Here is a 23442-nt window from a genome sequence, read left to right as displayed (position 1 = left end):
GGTTACATTCCGAACCCGGAAGCTAAGCCTCACAGCGCCGATGGTACTGCAGGGGGGACCCTGTGGGAGAGTAGGACGCCGCCGAACAATCATTCCAAAAAGACCCCCTCCCACTCGGGAGGGGGTCTTTTTGCGTTAACCTCTGCCAACACACGAACCGGAGTTGGCTGGAGAGGCGCGATCCGTTGCAGAACCTGACCCTCACCTGGCAGTCGGCCGGGGGCGCCGCGGTCGCTCTCTACGGTGGTGCGTACGCCGCCGGCAGGGTCCGGAAGCCGTCGTTGTCGGCGCTGCTGCGGGAGGCCGGCACGCTGCTGGCGCTGTTCGCGCTCTGGCAGCTGGTGGGGCACCTGTCGGTGATGAGTGCGGACCACGCGGTCGACCGGGCGGGGTGGATCCACCGGACGGAGCTGGCGGTCGGCCTGCCGGACGAGGCGTCCTGGCAGGCGGCGGTCACGCCGTACCCGGTGCTGGTGAAGCTTGCGAACTACTACTACGCGGTCATGCACTTCCTGGTGATGCTGGCGGTGCTGCTCTGGGTGTTCCTGCGGCACCGCGAGCGGTACGCGTGGGTGCGGAACACGGTGGTGATCACGACGGCGGTCTGCCTGCTGGTGCAGTTCGTCCCGGTGGCGCCGCCGCGGATGCTGCCGCAGAACGGCTTCGTCGACGTGGCCGCGCAGTACGGACAGTCGGTGTACGGGGGTGCCGTCGGCGGGGTGGTGGTGGCGGACCAGTTGTCGGCGATGCCGTCGGTGCACGTCGCCTGGTGCGTGCTGGCGGCGGTCGCGGTGGTGCGGGTGTCGAGGAGTCCGCTGCGGTGGGCGGTGCTGCTGCACCCGGTGCTGACGGTCGCGGTGGTGGTGGTGACGGCCAACCACTTCTGGGCGGACGGCATCGTCGCCGTCCTGATCCTGCTCCTCGCGTACGCCGTGCTGGCGCTGGTGGCACGCCGGCGGGGCCGGGCCTCCGTCGACACGGAGGCCCGACCCCGGCGTGGTGCGGTGGATCAGCCGGAACAGGTCACTTGAGCGGCAGGGCGATCCTGCCCCAGGCGCCGTTGCTCAGTGCGGACGTGGCCCAGTACCAGGCGGCGAGCCCGGAGACGGCCGCGACCCAGCCGGCGAACTTGGCGAGCCCGCCGTAGCCACCGAAGGTGGCGACCGCGGACAGGACCAGGGAGAGGGTGAACAGGCCGTAGACGACGCGGCTGACCAGGCCCGCGCCCCAGCTGGCCGCGGTCAGGGTCAGGGCGAGCAGCGCCCACAGCAGCAGGAAGAGCCCGGCGGCGTTCTTGCCGGCCCCGCCGGCCGCGGACCAGGTCGCCCAGAAGGCGCCGAGGCTGGTGAAGGCGGTGCCGGTGAAGGCCTCGCCGCCGCGGAGCTGCCAGAGGCCCGCGACGAAGAGGGTTATTCCGCCGACGAGGTGGGCGAGTTGGGCGGCGTCCCCGACCCCGGTGCCACTGAGGATCCCGGTGGAGAGCAGGCCGTAGGCGAGCAGTGTGAGGCCGAGTGCGAGGTAGCCGAGGTTACCCGCGTCGGCTCCGGTGGAGCGGGCGTTCGTTGCCCCGGTAGCTTCGTTGCTCACCGGAGGCTCCTTTCACTCTGGGCGCGCGCAGGGCGCAGTCAAGGCAGTGGTGTGGTCCGATGAGGTGGATGCGCGCGACCGCGCCGAGGGCGCACGGCTGGAGCGTGCGCGGGCTGCGGTCAGAAGTGATGGGCCAGCGGGAGAGCCGCTGGTCGCGTCCCCGCCGGGGGATTCCCCGGTGAGATCGGTGTACCCGGCCGAACTCGCTTGTACCCTTGTGAATCCAACAATTCGTGACGTCGTCAGCTGTCGAACGCTCACGGCCGGCCCCGGAACGGGCCGGAATCCGACGGATCCGGTCAGGCGGTCCGCTGGGCCGGCACCCGCAGGGTCAGGATGGCCATGTCGTCGGAGGGCGGCTCCGGGGCGAAGCGCTCGACGGCGCGCTGCACGCGCAGGGCGACCGCTCCGGCGGTCAGGCCGGTGCAGCCGGTGAGCACCTCGGCGAGTCCGTCGTCGCCGAGCATCCGGCGGCCCTCGCGGCGTTCGGTGACGCCGTCGGTCACGCAGAGCAGGACCTCGCCGGGGGAGAGCACCAGGTGTTCGGCCGTCAGGTCGAGGTCGTCCATGACCCCGAGCAGCGGCTGCGGGGTGGCGGCCCGGTCGACCCGGCCGTCGGTGCGCAGCCGCAGCGGCAGCGGGTGGCCGGCGCAGACCAGGGAGAGCTCGGTGCTGCCGTCCGGGCGGGGCGTCAGCTCGCCGTAGAGCAGGGTGAGGAAGCGGCTGCGCGAACCCTCGTCCAGGATGGCCGCGTTGAGCCGGCGGAGCACCTGCGGTGCGTCCAGTCCTTCGCGGGCGAGCAGGCGCAGCGAGTGCCTGGCCAGTCCGGTGACGGAGGCGGCCTCCGGGCCGGTGCCACAGACGTCGCCGATGGCGAAGCCGTAGGTGCCCTCGCGGATGGTGAACAGGTCGTAGAAGTCGCCGCCGACCTCGTTGCCCTCGCCGGCCGCCTGGTAGTAGACGTCCACCTCGACACCGGGGATCTCGGGCAGCTCGGGCGGGAGCAGGCTGCGCTGCAGGGCCTGGCTGGTGGCGGTGCGCTCGGAGTAGAGGCGGGAGTTGTCGAGCGCGAGGGCGGCGCGGCGGGAGAGGTCCTCCGCGAGTTCGAGGATCTCCTGGCGGAAGCGGACGCCGGACGGGACGCCGAGGGCGAGCAGGCCGATGACCCGGTTGCGGGCGGTCAGCGGGAGGACCACGGTCTCCCCGAGCAGGCCGGCGAGTTCGGGGCCGTCGTCGAGCCCGCCGGCGGCGGCGGTCTCGACGGGAGCCGACCAGAAGCGCACGCCGTGGGTCGGGCCGGCCTCCGGGGCCGGGGTCTTCTCGAGCAGGCCGCGCAACGGGTCGATGCGGTCCTCGTCCTCGTGCAGGACGAAGGCGAGACCGGCCGCGGCGCTGTGGTCGCCCTTGGTGTAGACGGCGCACCAGGAGGCGAGGGTGGGAACGGCCATCTGGGCCATCAGCGCGAGGGTCTGCTCGTGTTCGAGGGTGCCGGCCAGCAGGTCGGAGGCCTCGACGAGGAAGGACAGCGAGCCCCGGCGCAGCCGCTCCAGCTCGGTGAGCCGGGTGCTCTCGACGGCGAGGGCGACCCGGTCGGCGGCGAACTGCAGGCGCAGTGCGTCCTCGTTGTCGTAGCGGCCGGGGGCGGCGGTGGCGATGCCGAGCGAGCCGATCAGCCGCCCCTCGACCTTGAGCGGCACGGTGACCAGGGAGCGCATGCCGCTGCCGGTGAGCAGCGGCAGGCCGGTCGGTCGCGCGGTGAGGTCCTCGTGGACGGAGGGCAGCCGGGCGGAGTCGTACCGGTTGCCGGTGTCGACGGGGAAGCGGGCCCGCCGGCGGTGGCCGGAGGTGAGTCCGGTGGCGGCGCGGACCTCGAACTCGGTCTCGTCCTCGGTGGTGAGGAGCAGGTACGCGGCGTCGGCGTCGAGCAGGTCGCGGGCGCGTTCGACGGTGCGCTGGAGCAGGGTGTCCAGGTCGTCGGTGGCGACCGGGCCGGCCAGCAGGTCGAGCCGCGGACCGGTCGGGTCGGTCCGCTCGCCGGGCAGCGTGCGGGCGGGGGAGCGGAGCACCGCGCGGTCGGGTTCGAGGACGAGCAGACAGAGGGTGGACGGGACGCCCTCGGTGTCCCGGACGCGGACCTGGACGCCGTAGACCTCGACCTCCTCGCCGTCGGCGCGCCGGACGCCGTAGCCGCCCTCCCAGCGGGCCATCCGCAGGGTGTCGGCCAGGTCGGGGCCGCGGTCGGCCGGCTGGGGCCAGACGGCGAGGTCGGCCCAGGGGCGGCCGAGCACGGCGGCGGCGGGGTACCGGAAGAGCGCCTCGGCGTCCGGGTTCCAGGCGAGGACGCGGCCGTCCTCGTCGAGCTGGACGACGGCCACGTGCACCGGGCCCGGGCCGCTGGGCAGGTCGCTGCCGGGGGTGGCGGGGACGGCGTAGCGGGTGCCGGCCACCGGAGCGGGCAGGGCGAGCCGGAACCAGACGGTCTTCGTGCCGGCCGCGTACTCGACGCCCCAGCGCTCGGCGAGGGCCGAGCACATCAGCAGGCCGCGGCCGCCCTCGCCCTCGGGGTCGGCGTAGCGGTCGGAGGCGGTGACGGGGCCGTCGCCGAGCGAGGGGAGGCTGCGCTCGGGGTGGTGGTCGGTGACCTCGATCCGCACCGTCCCCTCCTCGCGCAGGCAGCAGACCTCGGCGGCGGTGCCGGCGTGCACGACGGCGTTGGTGACCAGCTCGCTGACCAGGACGACGGCGTCGTCGACGACCTCGGGCAGGCCCCAGCCGAGCAGCGCGTCCCGGACGAAGCCCCTGGCGGCGGCCGCGGACCGGCCGTCGGGGTCGAAGGTGGCGGCTGCGCGCGCGGTGACCACGTTGCCACTTCTCCTCTGCTGCTCTGGCCCTGGCTGTCCGGGGTGCGGCGCGGACTCCCCCGCGTGCCGTCGGGGTGGGCGGCGGCGCTGGGGCGGGTCGCGGCCCGGTGCAGCGCTCCACCCTACTTTCCGCTTGGTTCCCCGTGGGGGCGGGGCGGCGAAACAGGCACCTGAGGGTGATTCTGCCCACCTGTTTCGGACGGCGGGGCACCAACCGAGCGCAACCGGCCGTGCACCCGGTGCCGGTGCTGCCAGACTGGGGGGTCCGCGACGGTCGGTTCGAGCAGTACGGTCGATGCGGGTGCCGGTGGACCGAGTGGGCCGCCGGCGCAGCCCGGCCGGGCCGGTGCCGGGTGCGTGCCGTACCGGCACGGGAGGTCACCGGACAGTTCACGATGTGGGAGGGGCCCGTTGAGTTCGGCCACCAAGGACGCAACCGGTACGACGCCGCCCGCCCAGCGCGGCGGGCGGTCCGGGACCGCGCCGCGGAACGCGGCCGGCCGGCGAGCGAACCACAACCGGGGAGCGGAGCCGGCCGAGCTGCGGAAGCTGCTGTCCGCGCTGACCGCGATGCGGGACGGCAACTTCCGCCGGCGGTTGACCGTCCCGGGGGACGGGCCGCTGGCGGAGATCGCCGCGGTGTTCAACGAGGTCGCCGAGCGCAACCAGCACCTGACCGGCGAACTGGCCCGGGTGCGCCGGGCGGTGGGCCGCGAGGGCCGGCTGAACGAGCGGCTCGAGACGGGCGCGGGCGAGGGCGCCTGGATGGCGGCCGTCGACAACTGCAACGCGCTGATCGACGACCTGGCCCGCCCGATGTCCGAGGTGGGCCGGGTGCTGACCTCGATCGCCGAGGGCGACCTGGACCAGAAGATGGAGCTGCGCTCGCTGCACAGCAACGGGGTGAGCCACCCGCTGCGCGGCGAGTACCTGAAGATCGGCCGGACCGTGAACGGCCTGGTGGACCAGCTCTCGGAGTTCACCGACGAGGTGACCCGGGTGGCCCGCGAGGTGGGCACCGAGGGCAAACTGGGCGGCCAGGCCAAGGTCCGCAGCGTGTCGGGCAGTTGGAAGGACCTGGCGGACTCGGTCAACACCATGGCCGGCCGGCTGACCGCGCAGGTGCGCAACATCGCCCAGGTGACCACGGCGGTGGCCAAGGGCGACCTGTCCCGGAAGGTCACCGTCGAGGTGGCCGGCGAGATGCTGGAGCTGAAGAACACCGTCAACACGATGGTGGACCAGCTGAACGGGTTCGCGGCGCAGGTCACCGGGGTGGCCCGGGACGTCGGCACCGAGGGCCGGCTGGGCGGTCAGGCGCAGGTGCCGGGCGTGGCCGGCGTCTGGCGCGACCTGACCGACTCGGTGAACTTCATGGCCGACAACCTGACCGGCCAGGTGCGCAACATCGCCCAGGTGACCACGGCGGTGGCGCGCGGCGACCTCTCGCAGAAGATCGAGGTGGACGCGCGCGGCGAGATGCTGGAGCTGAAGAACACCATCAACACGATGGTGGACCAGCTCTCCGGCTTCGCCGAGCAGGTGACCCGGGTGGCCCGCCAGGTGGGCACCGAGGGGCGGCTGGGCGGCCAGGCGCAGGTCCCCGGAGCGGCCGGCGTGTGGCGCGACCTGACCGACAACGTCAACTTCATGGCCAACAACCTGACCGATCAGGTGCGCAACATCGCCCAGGTGACCACGGCGGTGGCGCGCGGCGACCTCTCGCAGAAGATCCAGGTGGACGCGCGCGGGGAGATCCTGGAGCTGAAGAACACCATCAACACGATGGTGGACCAGCTGGGCGCCTTCGCGGACGAGGTGACCAGGGTGGCCCGGGACGTCGGCACCGAGGGCATCCTCGGAGGCCAGGCCAGCGTGCCGGGGGTGTCCGGCACCTGGAAGGACCTGACCAACTCCGTCAACCTGATGGCCAACAACCTGACCAGCCAGGTCCGCAACATCGCCGAGGTGACCACCGCGGTGGCCCGCGGCGACGTCTCCAAGAAGATCACCGTCGACGCGCGGGGCGAGATCCTGGAGCTGGTGACGACCGTCAACACGATGGTGGACCAGCTGTCGGCCTTCGCCGACGAGGTCACCCGGGTGGCCCGCGAGGTGGGCACCGAGGGCATCCTGGGCGGTCAGGCCCGGGTGCGCGGGGTGTCGGGGATCTGGAAGGACCTGACCGACAACGTCAACTTCATGGCGTCCAACCTGACCGGCCAGGTCCGCAAGATCGCCGAGGTCGCCACCGCGGTGGCCAGCGGCGACCTCTCCAAGAAGATCAGCATCGAGGCGCAGGGCGAGGTCGCGGCGCTCGCCGGGACCCTCAACACGATGGTCGACCAGCTCTCCTCCTTCGCGGTGGAGGTGACCAGGGTGGCCCGCGAGGTGGGCACCGACGGCACCCTGGGCGGCCAGGCCAGCGTGCCGGGCGTGGCCGGCATCTGGAAGGACCTGACCGACAACGTCAACCTGATGGCCAACAACCTGACCGGCCAGGTCCGCAACATCGCGCTGGTGATCACGGCGGTGGCCCGCGGCGACCTCTCGCAGAAGATCGACGTCGACGCGCGCGGCGAGATCCTCCAGCTCAAGACCAGCATCAACACCATGGTCGACCAGCTCTCGGCCTTCGCCGACGAGGTCACCCGGGTGGCCCGCGAGGTGGGCACCGACGGACGGCTCGGCGGCCAGGCCAGGGTGCCCGGCGTGGACGGCACCTGGCAGGACCTCACCGAGTCGGTGAACGAGCTGGCCAACAACCTGACCCGGCAGGTGCGCGCGATCGCCCAGGTCGCCACCGCGGTGACCAGGGGCGACCTGAGCCTGCGGATCGACGTGGACGCCGCCGGCGAGCTCGACGAGCTCAAGGACAACATCAACCAGATGATCGCCAACCTGCGCGAGACCACCCGGACCAACCAGGAGCAGGACTGGCTCAAGACCAACCTGGCCCGGATCTCCGGCCTGCTGCAGGGCCGCCGGGACCTGGAGGCCGTCGCCTCGCTGATCATGACCGAGCTGACCCCGGTGGTCTCCGCCCAGCACGGCGCCTTCTTCCTCGCCCAGCCGGCCGGCCGCACCGCCGAACTGATCACCGAGGACGACGACGAGAACGACACCGTGCTGCGCCTGATCGGCAGCTACGGCTACCAGCGGCGCGCGATGCCGACCACCTTCCGCCCCGGCGAGTCGCTGATCGGCCAGGCCGCGGTGGAGAAGCGGGCGATCATCCTCAAGGAGGCGCCGCCCGGGTACCTGAAGATCGCCTCCGGTCTCGGCGAGGCCTCGCCGGCCCACATCGTGGTGCTGCCGGTGCTGTTCGAGGGCCGGCTGCTCGGCGTGATCGAGCTGGCCACCTTCAGCTCCTTCACCACCGTCGCGCTGGACTTCCTCAACCAGATCGCCGACCTGATCGGCGTCACCGTGAACACCATCAGCGTCAACACCAAGACCGAGGGGCTGCTGCTGGAGTCCCAGCGGCTCACCGCCGAGCTCTCGATGCGCTCCGCCGAGCTGGAGGCGCGCCAGGAGGAGCTGGAGCGCACCAACGAGGAGCTGCAGGAGAAGGCCGAGCAACTCGCCCAGCAGAACCGCGACATCGAGATCAAGAACAGCGAGATCGAGGAGGCCCGGCAGGTCCTGGAGGAGCGCGCCGAGCAGCTCGCCCTGGCCTCCCGGTACAAGAGCGAGTTCCTCGCCAACATGTCGCACGAGCTGCGCACCCCGCTCAACTCGCTGCTGATCCTGGCCAAGCTGCTCTCCGACAACAACGAGGGCAACCTCTCGCCCAAGCAGGTCGAGTTCGCCGACACCATCCACGGGGCCGGCTCCGACCTGCTCCAGCTGATCAACGACATCCTCGACCTGTCCAAGGTCGAGGCCGGCAAGATGGACGTCCGCCCGGCCCGGATCGCCCTCGTCCAGCTGGTCGACTACGTCGAGGCCACCTTCCAGCCCGTCGCGCTGGACAAGAGCCTGGACTTCGCCGTCCGGGTCTCGCCGGCCCTGCCGGTCACCCTGCACACCGACGAGCAGCGGCTCCAGCAGGTGCTGCGCAACCTGATCTCCAACGCGGTCAAGTTCACCGACACCGGCGCCGTCGACTTCTCCATCGCCCCGGCCGGCCCGGAGGTCCCGCAGCACGTCCGGGAGCGGCTGCTGGAGGCCGGCTCGATCCAGGGCCCGGACGACGAGCTGATCGCCTTCTCGGTCTCCGACACCGGCATCGGCATCCCCGGCAACAAGCTGCGGGAGATCTTCGAGCCGTTCCGGCAGGCCGACGGCACGACCAGCCGCAAGTACGGCGGCACCGGCCTCGGGCTGTCGATCAGCCGGGAGATCGCCCGGCTGCTCGGCGGCGAGATCCACGCCGAGAGCGAGCTGGGCGAGGGCTCCACGTTCACGCTCTACCTGCCGCTGCGCACCGAGGCGCCGGACGCGGCCGCGACCGAACGCCAGGCCGCGCCGCACGCCCCGGCGCTGCGCGCCTCGGTCGGGACGCCGGTGCCGGTCGGCGAGAACCCGGCCGACCACTGGGCCCAGGAGGTCCGCGAGCTGGCCGAGGAGCGCCGCCGCGGCGCGGTGGAGCGCCGGCGCACCGCCGCGCTGGACACCACCGTCGCGAGCCGCCAGGTGGAGCCCGCCCCGCCGCGGCCCGGCCGCGTCGACGCGCGCTTCGACGGCCAGCAGGTGCTGATCGTGGACGACGACGTGCGCAACGTGTTCGCCCTCACCAGCGTCCTGGAGCAGCACGGCCTGACGGTGCTGTACGCCGAGAACGGCCGCGAGGGCATCGAGATGCTGGAGCAGCACGAGAACGTCGCGCTGGTCCTGATGGACATCATGATGCCGGAGATGGACGGCTACGCGACCACCGAGGCGATCCGCCGGATGCCCCAGTTCTCCGGCCTGCCGATCATCGCCCTGACCGCCAAGGCCATGAAGGGCGACCGCGAGAAGTCCCTGGAGGCCGGGGCCACCGACCACATCACCAAGCCGGTGGAGACCGACCACCTGCTGTCGGTGATGCGCGAATGGCTGCGCCCGGGCCGCGCGTAGCCGCCCGGGACGGCGCGAACCCCGGGGCCCGCCCCGGGGTTCGCGCCGTCCGGTGGACCGGTTTGCTGGCGGTCGGGCCCGGGAACCCGGTAGGGTCACCGATCGTTGCGAACAGTGACCGGACGACGACACGCTGGTGAGCGTGCGCCGGAGCACTGTCCGCACGCCGCTCCGGATCGGGTCCCGACGGGGCGATGTGCCGGGCGAGGGGGTGCGGCTAGCATGACCGGGGTAGCGGTGGGCAGTACGCGGTTGCCGTCACCGGGCGGCAGGCAGGCGACAGGAGGGCGGGCCCTGATGCAGAAGGCGAAGATCCTCCTGGTCGACGACCGGCCGGAGAACCTGCTGGCGCTGGAGGCCATCCTCTCGGCGCTGGACCAGACGCTCGTGCGCGCCGCGTCCGGCGAGGAGGCGCTCAAGGCGCTGCTCACCGACGACTTCGCGGTGATCCTGCTGGACGTCCAGATGCCCGGGATGGACGGCTTCGAGACCGCCGCCCACATCAAGCGGCGCGAGCGCACCCGGGACATCCCGATCATCTTCCTGACCGCGCTCAACCACGGCCCGCACCACACCTTCCGCGGCTACGCGGCCGGGGCCGTGGACTACATCTCCAAGCCGTTCGACCCGTGGGTGCTGCGCGCCAAGGTCTCGGTCTTCGTCGACCTGTACGTCAAGAACTGCCAGCTGAAGGAGCAGGCCTCGCTGCTGCGGCTGCAGCTGGAGGCGGGCGGCGGCGAGCCGGCCCTCGGCGGCGCGCTGCTCGGCGAGCTGTCCGCGCGGCTCGCTGCGGTCGAGGAGCAGGCGGAGGCGCTGGGCAAGCAGCTGGACGCCGTCGAGGACCCGGGGGTGGCCGCCACCGCGGGGCACCTGGAGCGCAAGCTGGCCGGGCTGCGCCGGGCCCTGGACGCCCTGCGGCCGGGGAGCCCGTGACCGCCGGTCCGGTTCACCTCCCCGGGTGAATTCCTGCGGCGGCCGGGTGAAACCGGATCAGCGTGACGGTGTGTCTGCGACACGTCCCCGTGCCCGGCTCGGCCGCATGTCCCGGGGTCGCCCGCCCCGGTAGGCTGCTGACCCATGGCCACACGTACGCCCGGCAGCGCGGCACGCAACCCCGGTCCGGGACCGTCCAAGAAGGCCGCGGCGAAGGCCCCGGGCAAGCCGCCCGCGAAGAAGGCGGCGACCAAGAAGGCGGCCCCCGCGAAGAAGGCGACGGCGGCCAAGCCCGCCCCGCCGCCCCCGCCCAGGCCGATCCTCTTCCGCGCCGTGCGGGCCGTCTGGCTCGGCCTGGCGAACGCGGTCGCCGCGGTCTTCCGCGGCTTCGGCGACGGCGCCAAGAACCTCCACCCGGCCCACCGCAAGGACGGCGTGGGCCTGTTGCTGTTCGCGCTCGCCCTGGTGACCGCGGCCGGCACCTGGTTCAGCCCGGAGGGCTGGCTGGGGGAGGGGGCCACCGCGGTGGTGTCCGGGCTGTTCGGCCGGCTCGACGTGCTGGTGCCCTTCCTGCTCGCCGCGATCGCCATCCGGCTCTGGCGCCACCCGGAGCTGCCGGAGGCCAACGGGCGGATCATGATCGGGCTGAGCGCGCTGCTGGTCGGCGTCCTCGGCCTGGTCCACATCGGCTGCGGCGCCCCCACGATGGGCAGCGGCGCCTCGCGGATAAGGGCGGCCGGCGGGATCATCGGCTGGGCCGCCTCCACCCCGATGATGGCCGCCGCCGGCCCTACGCTGGCCGTGCCGCTGCTCCTGCTGCTGGCCTTCTTCGGGGTGCTGGTGATCACCGCCACCCCGGTCAACCGCATCTTCGAGCGGCTGCGCTCGGCCGGCGTCCGGCTCGGCGTGGTCGAGCCCCGGCCCGGGGACGGGACGCGCGACGGGCGCGCGCCGGAGCGCGAGCTGTCCACCGAGCCGCCGGAGGACGCCGACCCCTCGGCGCTGCCGTTCACCGTGGACGCCGGCGGCGAGGACCCGCGCGACGAGGTGGCCGCCCGCCGGCGCCGCCGCCGGCGCAAGCCGGACCCGGCCGAGCAGGACGGGCCGGAGGCCGTCCGGGTCTCCCTGGACAAGGAGCCGCTGGACCCGTACGCCACCCGCAACCTCGCCGCCGGCGCCGCCGCCGACCTGGACGGCGCGCTGGTCTACGGGGTGCCCGCCTCCTCGGCGGTGGCGGACATGATGCACCAGGTGCAGGACCGCACCGCCCCGCCCGAGGAGGCGGCCGTCCCGGCCGCCCGCAGCGGCGGCCCCGGCGCACCCGAGGAGCACGGCGCGGCGCCGGTGCGCATGGAGCAGCTCCAGCTCTCCGGCGACATCACCTACGCGCTCCCCCCGCTCGACCTGCTGGAGCGCGGCGGCCCGGCCAAGGCCCGCAGCGCCCTCAACGACGAGGTGGTGGCCCAGCTCACCGGCACCTTCTCCGAGTTCAAGGTGGACGCCAGGGTCACCGGCTTCACCCGCGGCCCGACGGTCACCCGCTACGAGGTCGAGCTCGGCCCGGCCGTCAAGGTGGAGCGGATCACCGCGCTCGCCAAGAACATCGCGTACGCGGTGGCCAGCCCGGACGTGCGGATCATCAGCCCGATCCCGGGCAAGTCCGCGGTCGGCATCGAGATCCCCAACCGGGACCGCGAGATGGTCAACCTCGGCGACCTGCTGCGCTCGCGCACGGCGGCCGAGGACACCCACCCGATGGTCGTCGGCATGGGCAAGGACGTCGAGGGCCACACCGTGATGGCCAACCTCGCCAAGATGCCGCACATCCTGGTGGCCGGCGCCACCGGCGCGGGCAAGTCGTCCTGCATCAACTGCCTGATCACCTCGGTGCTCGCCCGGGCCACCCCGGACGAGGTGCGGATGGTGCTGGTCGACCCCAAGCGGGTCGAGCTGACCGCCTACGAGGGCATCCCGCACCTGATCACGCCGATCATCACCAACCCCAAGAAGGCCGCGGAGGCCCTCCAGTGGGTGGTGCGCGAGATGGACCTGCGCTACGACGACCTGGCGGCCTTCGGCTTCCGGCACGTGGACGACTTCAACGCCGCGGTGCGGGCCGGCAAGGTCACCCCGCCGCTCGGCAGCGAGCGGGAACTGACGCCGTACCCGTACCTGCTGGTGATCGTCGACGAGCTGGCCGACCTGATGATGGTCGCGCCGCGCGACGTCGAGGACTCGGTGGTCCGGATCACCCAGCTGGCCCGTGCGGCCGGCATCCACCTGGTGCTGGCGACCCAGCGGCCCTCGGTGGACGTGGTGACCGGTCTGATCAAGGCCAACGTGCCGTCCCGGCTGGCCTTCGCGACCTCCGCGATGGCCGACTCCCGGGTCATCCTGGACCAGCCCGGCGCCGAGAAGCTGATCGGCAAGGGCGACGCGCTCTTCCTCCCGATGGGTGCCAGCAAGCCGATCCGCATGCAGGGCGCGTTCGTCACCGAGGCGGAGATCGCCGCGGTCGTCCAGCACTGCAAGGACCAGCTCACCGCCGTCTACCGGGACGACGTGACGGTCGGCGGCGGGCCGAAGAAGGAGATCGACGAGGAGATCGGCGACGACCTGGACCTGCTGATCCAGGCGGCCGAACTGGTGGTCTCCACCCAGTTCGGCTCGACCTCGATGCTCCAGCGCAAGCTCCGGGTCGGCTTCGCCAAGGCCGGCCGGCTGATGGACCTGATGGAGTCGCGGGGGATCGTCGGGCCGAGCGAGGGCTCCAAGGCCCGTGACGTGCTGGTGAAGCCGGACGAGCTGGACGGGGTACTGGTGACCCTGCGCGGGTGACGGCCCGTCCCTCCGTCGGCCCGTCCCCCCGTCGGGCCCGTTCCCCCCGCTGGACGCGTCTCTTCGGCGGACCCGCGTTCCCCGGGACCGGCGCTCCCCCGGACCGGCGCCCCTGGGGGCCGGTGCCCCTCGGGACCCGTGCCCCCGGGGAGGTGTCACTCGTTCGGAGGGGGGTAGGCGCCGTGGTGGGAACCGAACGTGCGTACACCGCGTCACAGGCCGGAAAGCGAAGCCCGGGGTTCCCCGCGCGGGCCCGCTGACAGCGGGTCAGCGGGGTGCGGGGCCCCGGTCGGGGCGGGTGTGCGCATTCGGTCCTGTTCCGCTTGAGAAACGATCCGCCCGCGCCCCTAGACTGTTCCCCAGCAGGTGGCCATCCGCTCGAAAGGCGTGCCCCGTGACCATCGGCAAGTCCCCCGACCGCGAGAACGCCCCGTCGTCCGCGCAGCCGTCCGACGCCGCGGTTCAGGCGGCCGATGCCCCGAGCATCGGCCGGGTGCTGTCCGCCGCCCGGATCGAGGCCGGGCTCACGGTGGACCAGGTGAGTACGGCGACCCGGGTACGGGTGCCGATCGTCCATGCCATCGAGGAGGACGACTTCGGCCGCTGCGGCGGCGACTTCTACGCCCGCGGACACATCCGCTCGATCGCCCGCGCCGTCGGCGTGGACGGCGAGGAGCTGGTCGCCCGCTACGACGACGCGCACGGCGGCTCGCCCGCCTCCAAGCGCCCCACCCAGCTGATCGACAGCGGGCCGATCAAGGTGCCCGGCCGCGGTCGGCCGAACTGGGCGGCGGCGATGGTCGCCGCGATCGTCGCCGTGGTCGCCCTGATCGGCTTCAACCTGGTGAACGGCAAGACCGGCCACACCGGGACCGGCTCCGCCAGCGCGCCGCTGCCCAGCGGCTCCGGCACCGGCTCCCTCGCCCCGGCCCCCTCGCCCACCGTGCAGCCCCCGGCACCCGCTCCCAGCGCCGCCGCGATCGCCGCCGTGCCGGCCGACAAGGTGACCGTGAAGCTGGTCGCCGAGGGCACCAGCTGGGTGTCCGCGGTGGACGGCACCGGGAAGTCGCTGTTCCAGAACAACATCAGCGACGGCCAGGACCAGACGTTCACCGACGGGAAGCAGATCAAGTTGGTGCTCGGCAACGGCGGGGCCGTGCACGCGTACGTCAACGGGAAGGACCTCGGTCTCCTCGGCAAGGACGGCCAGGTGGTGCACGTCACGTACACCCCCGGCGACCCGCAGGCGGGCTGACCAGAGCAGGCCTGTGGAGGGGTCGGAGACCTGGTGAAGATCTGGTAATCCGAGGCGCGCGGCCTCCGGGGCGAACGGCACCGGAGGCCGCGCGTTAATCTTGGGCCTATGCCTGAACGCCGCACTGTCGCCCTTGTCACGCTCGGATGCGCCCGCAACGAGGTGGACTCCGAGGAACTCGCCGGGCGACTGGAGGCCGACGGCTGGTTGCTCGTCGACGACGCCGCCGCCGCGGACGTCGCCGTCGTCAACACCTGCGGCTTCGTCGAAGCCGCCAAGAAGGACTCCGTGGACGCCCTGCTGGAGGCCAACGACCTGAAGGGACACGGCCGCACCCAGGCCGTCGTCGCGGTCGGCTGCATGGCCGAGCGGTACGGCAAGGAGCTCGCCGACGCGCTGCCCGAGGCCGACGGGGTGCTCGGCTTCGACGACTACGCCGACATCTCCGACCGGCTCCAGACGATCCTCTCCGGCGGCCACCACGCCCCGCACCTCCCGCGCGACCGCCGCAAGCTCCTGCCGATCAGCCCGGCCGAACGGCAGGCCGCCGCCGAGGCCGTCGCGCTGCCCGGCCACGGCGCCGCCGAGGCCCCCGCCGAACCGATCGCCGACCTGCCCGACGGCCTCGCCCCGGCCTCCGGCCCGCGCACCCTGCGCAAGCGGCTCGACGACAACCCGGTCGCCTCCGTCAAGCTCGCCTCCGGCTGCGACCGGCGCTGTTCGTTCTGCGCCATCCCCGCCTTCCGCGGCTCGTTCATCTCCCGCCGCCCCTCCGACGTGCTGCACGAGGCCCAGTGGCTGGCCGGGCAGGGCGTGCGCGAGATCGTCCTGGTGAGCGAGAACAACACCTCGTACGGCAAGGACCTCGGCGACATCCGCCTGCTGGAGACGCTGCTCGGCGAGATCTCCTCGATCGAGGGCGTCGAGCGGGTCCGGGTCTCCTACCTGCAGCCGGCCGAGATGCGCCCCGGCCTGATCGACGCGATGACCGGGATCACCGACGTGGTGCCCTACTTCGACCTCTCCTTCCAGCACTCGGCGCCGGCCGTGCTGCGCCGGATGCGGCGCTTCGGCTCCACCGACCAGTTCCTGGAGCTGCTGAAGACCATCCGCGACCGGGCCCCGCAGGCCGGCGCCCGGTCCAACTTCATCGTCGGCTTCCCCGGTGAGACCGAGGAGGACTTCGCCGAGCTGGAACGCTTCGTCACCCACGCCGGGCTCGACGCGATCGGCGTCTTCGGCTACTCGGACGAGGACGGCACCGAGGCCGCCACCTACGACGGCAAGCTGCCCGAGGACGTCATCGCCGACCGCCTGAGCCGGCTGAGCCGACTGGCCGAGGAGATGACCGCCCAGCGGGCCGAACAGCGGATCGGCACCGAGGTCGAGGTGCTGATCGAGTCGGTCGAGGACGGGGTGGTCGAGGGCCGGGCCGCCCACCAGGCGCCCGAGACCGACGGCCTGACCACCCTGCTCGGCGTCGAGGACCCCGCGGTGGGGCAGTTCCACCGGGCCACCGTGGTGGCCAGCGAGGGCGTCGACCTGATCGCCGAGGCGCTGGAGCAGGTGCGGGCCCCCAAGGCCCCGGGAGCCGGGGAATGACCAAGGGGCCCGGCGCCCCGGCCGCGGCCCACCCGGACAGACCGGTGGCCGCGGTACCGCCGCCGCCGGGTGTCTGGAACATCGCCAACATGCTCACGATGCTCCGGCTGCTGCTGGTGCCGGTCTTCGTGACGCTGCTGTTCGCCGACGGCGGGCACGACCCCAAGTGGCGCTCCGTCGCCTGGGCCTCGTTCGCCGTCGCGATGATCACCGACCTGTTCGACGGCGAGCTGGCCCGGCGCAAGGGCCTGGTCACCGACTTCGGGAAGATCGCCGACCCGATCGCCGACAAGGCGATCATGGGCGCGGCCCTGATCGGCCTCTCGCTGCTCGGCGACCTGCCCTGGTGGGTCACCGTGGTGATCCTGGCCCGCGAACTCGGCATCACCCTGATGCGCTTCTGGGTCATCCGCTACGGGGTCATCCCGGCCAGCCGCGGCGGCAAGCTCAAGACGCTCACCCAGGGCATCGCCGTCGGCATGTACGTCCTGGAGCTGACCGGCTGGCTCGCCACCGCGCGGGCCGTGCTGATGGCCCTGGCGGTGCTGCTGACCGTCGGCACCGCACTGGACTACGTCGGACAGGCGCTGCGCCTGCGCCGCGAGGGACTGGCCGCGGAGCGCGCGGGCCGGTGAACGAGGGGGGAGCGCGGGTGGCGCGGCAGGACACGGCGGGGCACGAGCCGGCTCGGCGCGACCCGGTCCGGTGCGATCCGGCTCAGCACGACTTGGCTCAGCACGACCCGGCTCAGCACGACCTGGCGGCGCGGGCGCACGCCGCGCTGCGCGCCGGGGGCGCCTCGCTGGCCGTCGCCGAGTCGCTGACCGGCGGGCTGCTGGCGGCCGCGCTGGTGGACGTCCCCGGGGCGTCCGCGACCTTCCGCGGCTCCGTCACCGCGTACGCCACCGACCTCAAGGCCTCGGTGCTCGGCGTGGACGAGGGGCTGCTGGCCGTCCACGGGCCGGTGCACCCGGTGGTGGCCCGGCAGATGGCCGAGGGCGTGCGCCGGCTGCTGGGGGCGACCTACGGCCTCGCGACGACCGGGGTCGCCGGACCGGACCCGCAGGACGGCCGGCCGGTGGGCACCGTACACCTCGCGGTGGCCGGCCCGGGGGGAACTCTGGTCAGTTCGCCCCGGCTGTCGGGGGACCGTGCCACAATCCGTCACGGGGCGGTGACCACCGCCCTGGAACTGCTCGTCGGGAGCCTCCCGGCCGGTGCGCCCACGACCTGACCTCGTGGGCCCGGCCCCCGCGCCTCGGGCGCCGGTGGAGTCCTGGTGGAGCCGCGGTCGCGGAGAACTCCACCCGACCGGGATCCGTCGATCCGGCGCACGGGTATGGGACAGCTGGAGGATCGTGTTACATCCAAGGCCCTGGTTGGGCAGAAACCAGGTGGCGAACGAGTTGCGTGACGGTGGCCGGGCGGGCCGCGACGGGTACCACGAGGGGCCCGCGGACCCGGGTACGACACCGCCGCGAGGAGGGGGACGGCCTTGCAGCCCAGAGTGAACACGACCAGGGTCCCCGCACGCGAAGCGGGCAAGGCGGTACGGTGGGGGCGTGACATCTCGATCCGCAGTCCGAGGAGGGAGGCACCGATGATCCTGCTCCGTCGCCTACTGGGCGATGTACTGCGTCGGCAGCGCCAGCGCCAGGGCCGCACACTCCGCGAGGTGTCGGCGGCCGCACGGGTTTCGCTCGGTTACCTCTCCGAGGTCGAGCGGGGACAGAAGGAGGCCTCCTCGGAGCTGCTCTCCGCCATCTGCGACGCACTCGACGTCCGGATGTCCGAGGTCATGCGCGAGGTCAGCGACGAACTCTCGCTCGCCGAACTTGCGGCGATGGCCACCCTCTCCGAAGGTGATCTGCTGAGGCCGGTGCTCGAACCGGTACCGCTGCCCGCCCCCGGCGCCGACCGGGCGAACATGTCGCCCAAGGCCGCCGCGATGGACGTGGTCGCCGCCTGAACCCGGCCTCGACTCCTGGGCTCCTGGTGCCCGGGGCGAGCGAAGGAGGGCGGTCGTGCGAAGAGCGTCGACGGTGTGCACGGAGGCCCGAATACGGCTGCGGCACGTGGTGTCCTGGTCGGCCCGCCGGGTCCTGGCGGTCCTCACCGCCGGCCTCCTCTGTTGGCTCCTGGTGATCCGGGGCCAGCTGGCGGACGGCGCGGCCCTCGGGTTGCTCGCGGCCGGAGGCTGGGGGCTCGGTCTGATCCCGGTGCACGCAGACCGGAGCGCGACCGGACCGCAGCGGCGCCCGCGGGCGCGGGCCGCACGGGCCGCGGGCCGGGTGGAGACGCAACCGCCGCCGACCGGCTGATTCACCCGTACGGGTGAGCCCGGTCGTACCGGCGCGACGAGTGGACGGGAAGGCCGCGGGTCCGGTGGACTCGCGGCCTTCTGCTGCTCCGACGGGGGCCGGGCCCCGGGCCGACGGCACCGTCAGGGCCGCAGGCGCAGACCGCGCGGGGTCGCGTGGAAGCCGGCCTCCTCCAGTGCCGCACCGAGCTCCGAGCCGAGGGCCGGCTCGCCGTTCGCCCGCTCCACCGTGACGCTGCCCAGGGCGCCCTCGCGGACCGCGCCCGCCAGCGCGCCCGCCGCCAGCGCCCGGGTGGCCGCGTCCTCCGGCCAGGCCAGCAGCGACTTGCCGCCCCGCTCGACGTACAGCGCCAGCTCGCCGTCCACCAGCACCACCAGGGCGCCCGCCTTGCGGCCGGGGCGGTGCGCCCGGACCTCCTTCGCCTCCCCGGTGCCCCCGGCACCCGTGGCCTCCTTCGCCCCGGAGCCGGTCGGCGGCTCCGGCCAGGGCAGCGCCGCGCCGTAGGCGTTCGCCGGGTCGGCGGCGGCGAGCACCAGCACCTGCGGGGGCTCCGCGGCCGGCGCGGCCGGCCACTCGACCCCCCGGGCCCGCTCCAGTCGGGAGTGCACCGAGCGCAGCCGGTCGGCCGCGCCGTCCATGGCGAACTGGGCCCCGCCCAGCCCCTCGACGAAGTAGCCCCGGCGGGCCCGGCCGCGCTCCTCCATCGCGGCGAGCACCCGGTACACCCCGGCGAAGCCGCCGGGCACCCGCTCCGCCGCCACCGCGCCCCGGGTGAGCAGACCGTGCCGGTCCAGCAGGCTCTGGGCCCGGCTGGTGGCCCGCAGCGTCGGGTCGGCCGCCGGGGCGGGCAGCAGCGACCAGCGGCCGGCCACCGTCGGCGGGCCGCTGCGCAGGGCGCCGCCGGCCCGGCCGAAGGAGCGGCCGGCGCCGCCGTAGCGGCCGCGCGGCGTCGCCCGGGGGGCGCGGTGGGCGGTGGCCCCGGCCGTCCGGCCGGAGCCGAGCAGGGCGCGCAGCGGGGCCAGGGTGTCGTTGGTGACGTAACCGGCCCAGACGAGGTCCCAGAGGGCCGCCACCGCCTCCGGCTCGGGGACGTCCTCCGGGAGCTGCTGGACGAGCTGGCGGAAGAACAGGCCGTAGCCGCCGGCCAGCGCCCGCAGCAGGGCGTCGTGCACGGGCGTCAGCGCGGGCGGGACGGCGTCGGGGCGCAGCAGGTGGGCGTTCTCGGTCAGGTGCAGGCTGAGCCAGCCGTCCTTGCCGGGCAGGGCGCCGGCCCCGCACCAGCCGATCTCGCCGGCGGCCGTCAGTTCGTCCAGCAGGCCGGGGGAGTAGTCGGCGAGCCGGGCCGGCAGGATCAGCTTCTCCAGGGCGGAGGCGGGCAGGGCGGTGCCCTGGAGCTGCTCGACCACCCGGAGCAGGCCGTCGGGGCCGCGCAGCCGGTGGCCGGCCAGGTGCTGCCACTGTGGGAGGAAGGCGGCCAGCGCCCGGGGCGGGACGGGCTCGACCTCCTGGCGCAGAGCGGCGAGCGAGCGGCGGCGCAGCCGGCGCAGCACCTCGGCGTCGCACCACTCGACGCCGGCGGTGTGGCTCTCCACCGGCCGGAACTGGCCCTGCACCAGGCGCCCGGCGGAGGTGAGGCGGTGCAGGGTGCCGGTGACGACGGCGGTGCCGAGGCCGAACCGGGCGGCGGCCTCGGCGGCGGTGAACGGGCCGTGGGTGCGGGCGTGCCGGGCGAGGAGGTCGCCCAGCGGGTCCTTGACCGGCTCGGTGAACGCCTCCGGGACGCCGACCGGCAGCGGGGTGCCGAGCGCGTCGCGCAGCCGACCGGCGTCCTCGACCGCGGCCCAGCGCTGCTCGCCGGCGATCCGGACCTGGATCACCCGGCGGGCGGCCTCCAGCTCCAGCGCCCAGAGCGGCTCGGCGCCGCGCACCGTCAGCTCGGCCTCGCTGAGCGGGCCGAGCAGGCGCAGCGCGTCGGCGACGCCCTCGGCGTCCCTGACCCGGCGCTCCGGGGTGAGGCGCTGGAGCTCGGCCTCCAGCTCGGCGAGCACCTGCGGGTCGAGCAGCTCGCTCAGTTCGGCCTGGCCGAGGAGTTCGGAGAGCAGCCGGGAGTCGAGCGAGAGGGCGGCGGCGCGGCGCTCGGCGAGCGGGGAGTCGCCCTCGTAGAGGAACTGGGCGACGTAGCCGAACAGCAGTGAGCGGGCGAAGGGGGACGGCTCCGGGGTGGTGACCTCGACCAGGCGGACGGCGCGGGACTCGAGGTCCCCCATCAGCTCGACCAGGCCGGGTACGTCGAAGACGTCCTGCAGGCACTCGCGGACGGCCTCCAGGACGATCGGGAACGAGCCGTACTCGGAGGCGACCTCGAGGAGTTGGGCGGCGCGCTGGCGCTGCTGCCAGAGCGGGGTGCGGCGGCCGGGGCTGCGGCGCGGGAGCAGCAGGGCGCGGCCGGCGCACTCGCGGAAGCGGGAGGCGAACAGGGCCGAGCCGCCGACCTGGTCGGTGACCAGCTGCTCGATCTCGCCGGGGTCGAACAGGGCGGCGTCGGCGCCGACCGGGGCCTCGTCCGCCGGGGAGGGCTCCGCGGGGCCCGCGAAGTCGAAGTCGGGGGACAGCAGGTCGGCGTCCGGCAGCCGGAGCACGATGCCGTCGTCGGCGTGCATGACCTGCGGGTCGAGGCCGTGCTTCTCGCGCAGCCGGGCGCCGAGGGCGAGCGCCCAGGGGGCGTGCACCTGGGCGCCGAAGGGGGAGTGGACGACGATCCGCCAGTCGCCCAGCTCGTCGCGGAAGCGTTCGACCACGATGGTGCGGTCGTCCGGCAGGTGACCGCAGGCGGCGCGCTGCTCGGCCAGGTAGTCGAGCAGGTTGGCGGCGGCCCAGTCGTCCAGGCCGGCCTGCCGGAGCCGGGCGGTGGCGTCGGCGGGTGGCATGGCACCCAGCTCGCGGGTGAACGCGCCGAGGGCGCGGCCGAGTTCGAGCGGGCGGCCGAGGGTGTCGCCCTTCCAGAACGGGAGCCGGCCGGGGACGCCGGGAGCGGGGGTGACCAGCACCTTGTCGTGGGTGATGTCCTCGATCCGCCAGGAGGTGGTGCCGAGGGTGAAGACGTCGCCCACGCGGGACTCGTAGACCATCTCCTCGTCGAGCTCGCCCACCCGCCGCCCGCCGCCGCCCTTCTTCGGGTCGGTGCCGGCGATGAAGACGCCGAACAGGCCGCGGTCGGGGATGGTGCCGCCGGAGGTGACGGCGAGCCGCTGGGCGCCCGGACGGCCCGTCACGGTGCCGGCCACGCGGTCCCAGACCACCCGGGGGCGCAGCTCGGCGAAGGCGTCCGAGGGGTAGCGGCCGGCCAGCATGTCGAGCACGGCCTCGAAGGCGGACTGCGGGAGGGTGGCGAACGGGGCGGCGCGGCGGACCACGGTGAGCAGCTCGTCCACCGGCCAGGCGTCCAGTGCCGTCATCGCGACCAGCTGCTGGGCGAGGACGTCCAGCGGGTTGCGCGGGACGCGCAGCGCCTCGATCCGCCCGGCCCGCATCCGCTCGGTGACCACGGCGGACTGCACGAGGTCCCCCCGGTACTTGGGGAAGAAGACGCCGGTGGAGACGGCCCCGACCTGGTGGCCGGCCCGGCCGACCCGCTGCAGGCCGGAGGCGACCGAGGGCGGTGACTCCACCTGGACGACCAGCTCGACGGCGCCCATGTCGATGCCCAGTTCCAGGCTGGAGGTGGCGACGACGGCGGGCAGCCGACCCGCCTTCAGCTCCTCCTCGACCAGGGACCGCTGCTCCTTGGAGACGGAGCCGTGGTGCGCCCGGGCGATGACCGGGGGGATCCCCTTGGCGGCCCCCGAGCCGCCCATCAGCTGGGCCGGGGCGTGCGCCTCGGGGGCGGCGGTGCCGGTGGCGCGCTCGTGGGCGATCTCGTTCAGCCGGTTGCACAGGCGCTCGGCGAGGCGGCGGGAGTTGGCGAACACGATGGTCGAGCGGTGCGCCTCGACGAGGTCGACGATCCGTTCCTCGACGTGCGGCCAGATCGAGGTCTGGCGCTGCGGGTCGGCGTCGGACGCACCGCCGGTGGCCGGGGCGGCGGGCAGGTCGTCCAGGTCGGGGACGGGGACGACCACCGACAGGTCGAACTCCTTGGCGGTGGCGGGCTGGACGACGGCGGCGCCGCGCTGCGGGCTGAGGAAGCGCGCCACCTCGTCGACCGGGCGGACGGTCGCGGACAGGCCGATCCGGCGGGCCGGGCGCTCCAGCAGTTCGTCCAGCCGCTCCAGGCTGAGTGCGAGGTGGGCGCCGCGCTTGGTGCCGGCGACCGCGTGCACCTCGTCGAGGATCACCGTGTCGACGCCGCGCAGCGCGTCCCGGGAGGCGGAGGTGAGCAGCAGGAACAGCGACTCGGGGGTGGTGATCAGGATGTCCGGCGGGTGGGTCGCGAAGCGTCGCCGGTCGGCGGCGGGGGTGTCGCCGGAGCGGATGGCGACCTGGACCTCGGGTTCGGGCAGGCCGAGCCGGACGGCGGCCTGGCGCAGGCCGGTCAGCGGGGCGCGCAGGTTGCGTTCGACGTCCACCGCGAGCGCCTTGAGCGGTGAGACGTAGAGGACCCGGCAGCGGCGGGCCGGTTCGGCCGGGGGCGGGGTGCTGCTCAGCCGGTCCAGGGCGGAGAGGAAGGCGGCGAGCGTCTTGCCGGAGCCGGTCGGGGCGACCACCAGGACGTCGGTGCCGCGCCGGATGGCGCGCCAGGCCTCGGACTGGGCGGTGGTGGGGGCGGAGAAGGCGCCGGTGAACCAGGCCCGGGTGGTCGGGGCGAAGCCGGCCAGGGGGTCGTCGTCGGGCGGGGTCGGGTGCTGGGGCGCCATGCCCCCATGGTGCCGGGTGGCACCGACAACCGGGGGCCGGCGGGCGCGGGTGTCCGTGGAGGAGCAAAAAGGGCAATCCGCTCATATGGTGATGATTCAGGACCGTGATCGACCCGTGACCCACCGGA

The 23442-nt window shown here is 73.8% G+C and carries 13 protein-coding genes and 1 rRNA gene; 11 read left to right on the top strand and 3 right to left on the bottom strand.

The window, feature by feature from the left end; genetic code table 11:
- Positions 1–87: ribosomal RNA gene (rrf, locus tag AB0N04_RS34760) — 5S ribosomal RNA — on the top strand; the annotation flags it as partial.
- Between the two features lie 98 nt (positions 88–185).
- The gene (locus AB0N04_RS34755; RefSeq protein WP_360221045.1) at positions 186–1031 is read left to right on the top strand and encodes a phosphatase PAP2 family protein; all 846 of its coding nucleotides are present in this window, start codon (positions 186–188) and stop codon (positions 1029–1031) included.
- Here AB0N04_RS34755 and AB0N04_RS34750 read toward each other — a convergent pair.
- Entirely contained in the window at positions 1024–1587 is a 564-nt protein-coding gene (locus tag AB0N04_RS34750) for an acetate uptake transporter (protein WP_360221042.1), read from the bottom strand. The two genes, AB0N04_RS34755 and AB0N04_RS34750, sit on opposite strands and share 8 nt — an antisense overlap.
- Before the next feature lie 299 nt (positions 1588–1886).
- Positions 1887–4448 carry a SpoIIE family protein phosphatase gene (locus AB0N04_RS34745; RefSeq protein WP_360221039.1) on the bottom strand — a complete coding sequence of 854 codons (2562 nt, stop codon included), beginning with the start codon at positions 4446–4448 and terminating at the stop codon, positions 1887–1889.
- 540 nt (positions 4449–4988) lie between these two features.
- On the opposite strand from AB0N04_RS34745, the gene AB0N04_RS34740 reads away from it, so the two are divergent.
- The 9 genes from AB0N04_RS34740 to AB0N04_RS34700 all read left to right on the top strand — a co-directional run bounded on the left by AB0N04_RS34740 (position 4989) and on the right by AB0N04_RS34700 (position 18461).
- On the top strand, positions 4989–9512 hold the full coding sequence (locus AB0N04_RS34740) for a HAMP domain-containing protein (protein WP_360221054.1): 4524 nt from the start codon (positions 4989–4991) through the stop codon (positions 9510–9512).
- A 294-nt stretch (positions 9513–9806) separates the two neighbouring features.
- Complete coding sequence (locus AB0N04_RS34735) at positions 9807–10445, top strand: response regulator (protein ID WP_360221051.1); 639 nt, start codon at positions 9807–9809, stop codon at positions 10443–10445.
- Between the two features lie 144 nt (positions 10446–10589).
- Positions 10590–13283 (top strand): DNA translocase FtsK, encoded by a 2694-nt coding sequence (locus AB0N04_RS34730; RefSeq protein WP_360221036.1) that lies wholly within the window; start codon positions 10590–10592, stop codon positions 13281–13283.
- A gap of 394 nt (positions 13284–13677) precedes the next feature.
- On the top strand, positions 13678–14538 hold the full coding sequence (locus tag AB0N04_RS34725) for a RodZ domain-containing protein (RefSeq protein WP_360221033.1): 861 nt from the start codon (positions 13678–13680) through the stop codon (positions 14536–14538).
- A 108-nt stretch (positions 14539–14646) separates the two neighbouring features.
- On the top strand, positions 14647–16140 hold the full coding sequence (gene rimO / locus AB0N04_RS34720; RefSeq protein WP_360221030.1) for a 30S ribosomal protein S12 methylthiotransferase RimO: 1494 nt from the start codon (positions 14647–14649) through the stop codon (positions 16138–16140).
- Positions 16137–16775 carry a CDP-diacylglycerol--glycerol-3-phosphate 3-phosphatidyltransferase gene (gene pgsA / locus AB0N04_RS34715; protein WP_360221027.1) on the top strand — a complete coding sequence of 213 codons (639 nt, stop codon included), beginning with the start codon at positions 16137–16139 and terminating at the stop codon, positions 16773–16775. Before rimO ends, pgsA begins: the two co-directional genes overlap by 4 nt.
- A gap of 122 nt (positions 16776–16897) precedes the next feature.
- Complete coding sequence (locus tag AB0N04_RS34710; RefSeq protein ID WP_360221048.1) at positions 16898–17374, top strand: CinA family protein; 477 nt, start codon at positions 16898–16900, stop codon at positions 17372–17374.
- A 366-nt stretch (positions 17375–17740) separates the two neighbouring features.
- A complete protein-coding gene (locus AB0N04_RS34705; RefSeq protein WP_030290911.1) occupies positions 17741–18109 on the top strand; it encodes a helix-turn-helix transcriptional regulator in 369 nt (122 codons plus the stop codon).
- Between the two features lie 55 nt (positions 18110–18164).
- Positions 18165–18461, top strand: coding sequence for a hypothetical protein (locus tag AB0N04_RS34700; protein WP_360221024.1), 297 nt, complete (start codon positions 18165–18167; stop codon positions 18459–18461).
- A gap of 122 nt (positions 18462–18583) precedes the next feature.
- Here the strand turns inward: AB0N04_RS34700 and AB0N04_RS34695 are convergent, their stop codons facing one another.
- Positions 18584–23314: an ATP-dependent helicase gene (locus AB0N04_RS34695; RefSeq protein WP_360221021.1), complete on the bottom strand. Its 4731-nt coding sequence runs from the start codon at positions 23312–23314 to the stop codon at positions 18584–18586.
- Between the last annotated feature and the right edge of the window lie 128 nt (positions 23315–23442).

The sequence above is a fragment of the Kitasatospora sp. NPDC051702 genome, assembly GCF_040681575.1.
Lineage (GTDB): Bacteria > Actinomycetota > Actinomycetes > Streptomycetales > Streptomycetaceae > Kitasatospora.
The sequence above is the reverse complement of the archived record's forward strand: the minus strand, read 5'-3'. Positions and strand labels throughout refer to the sequence as shown.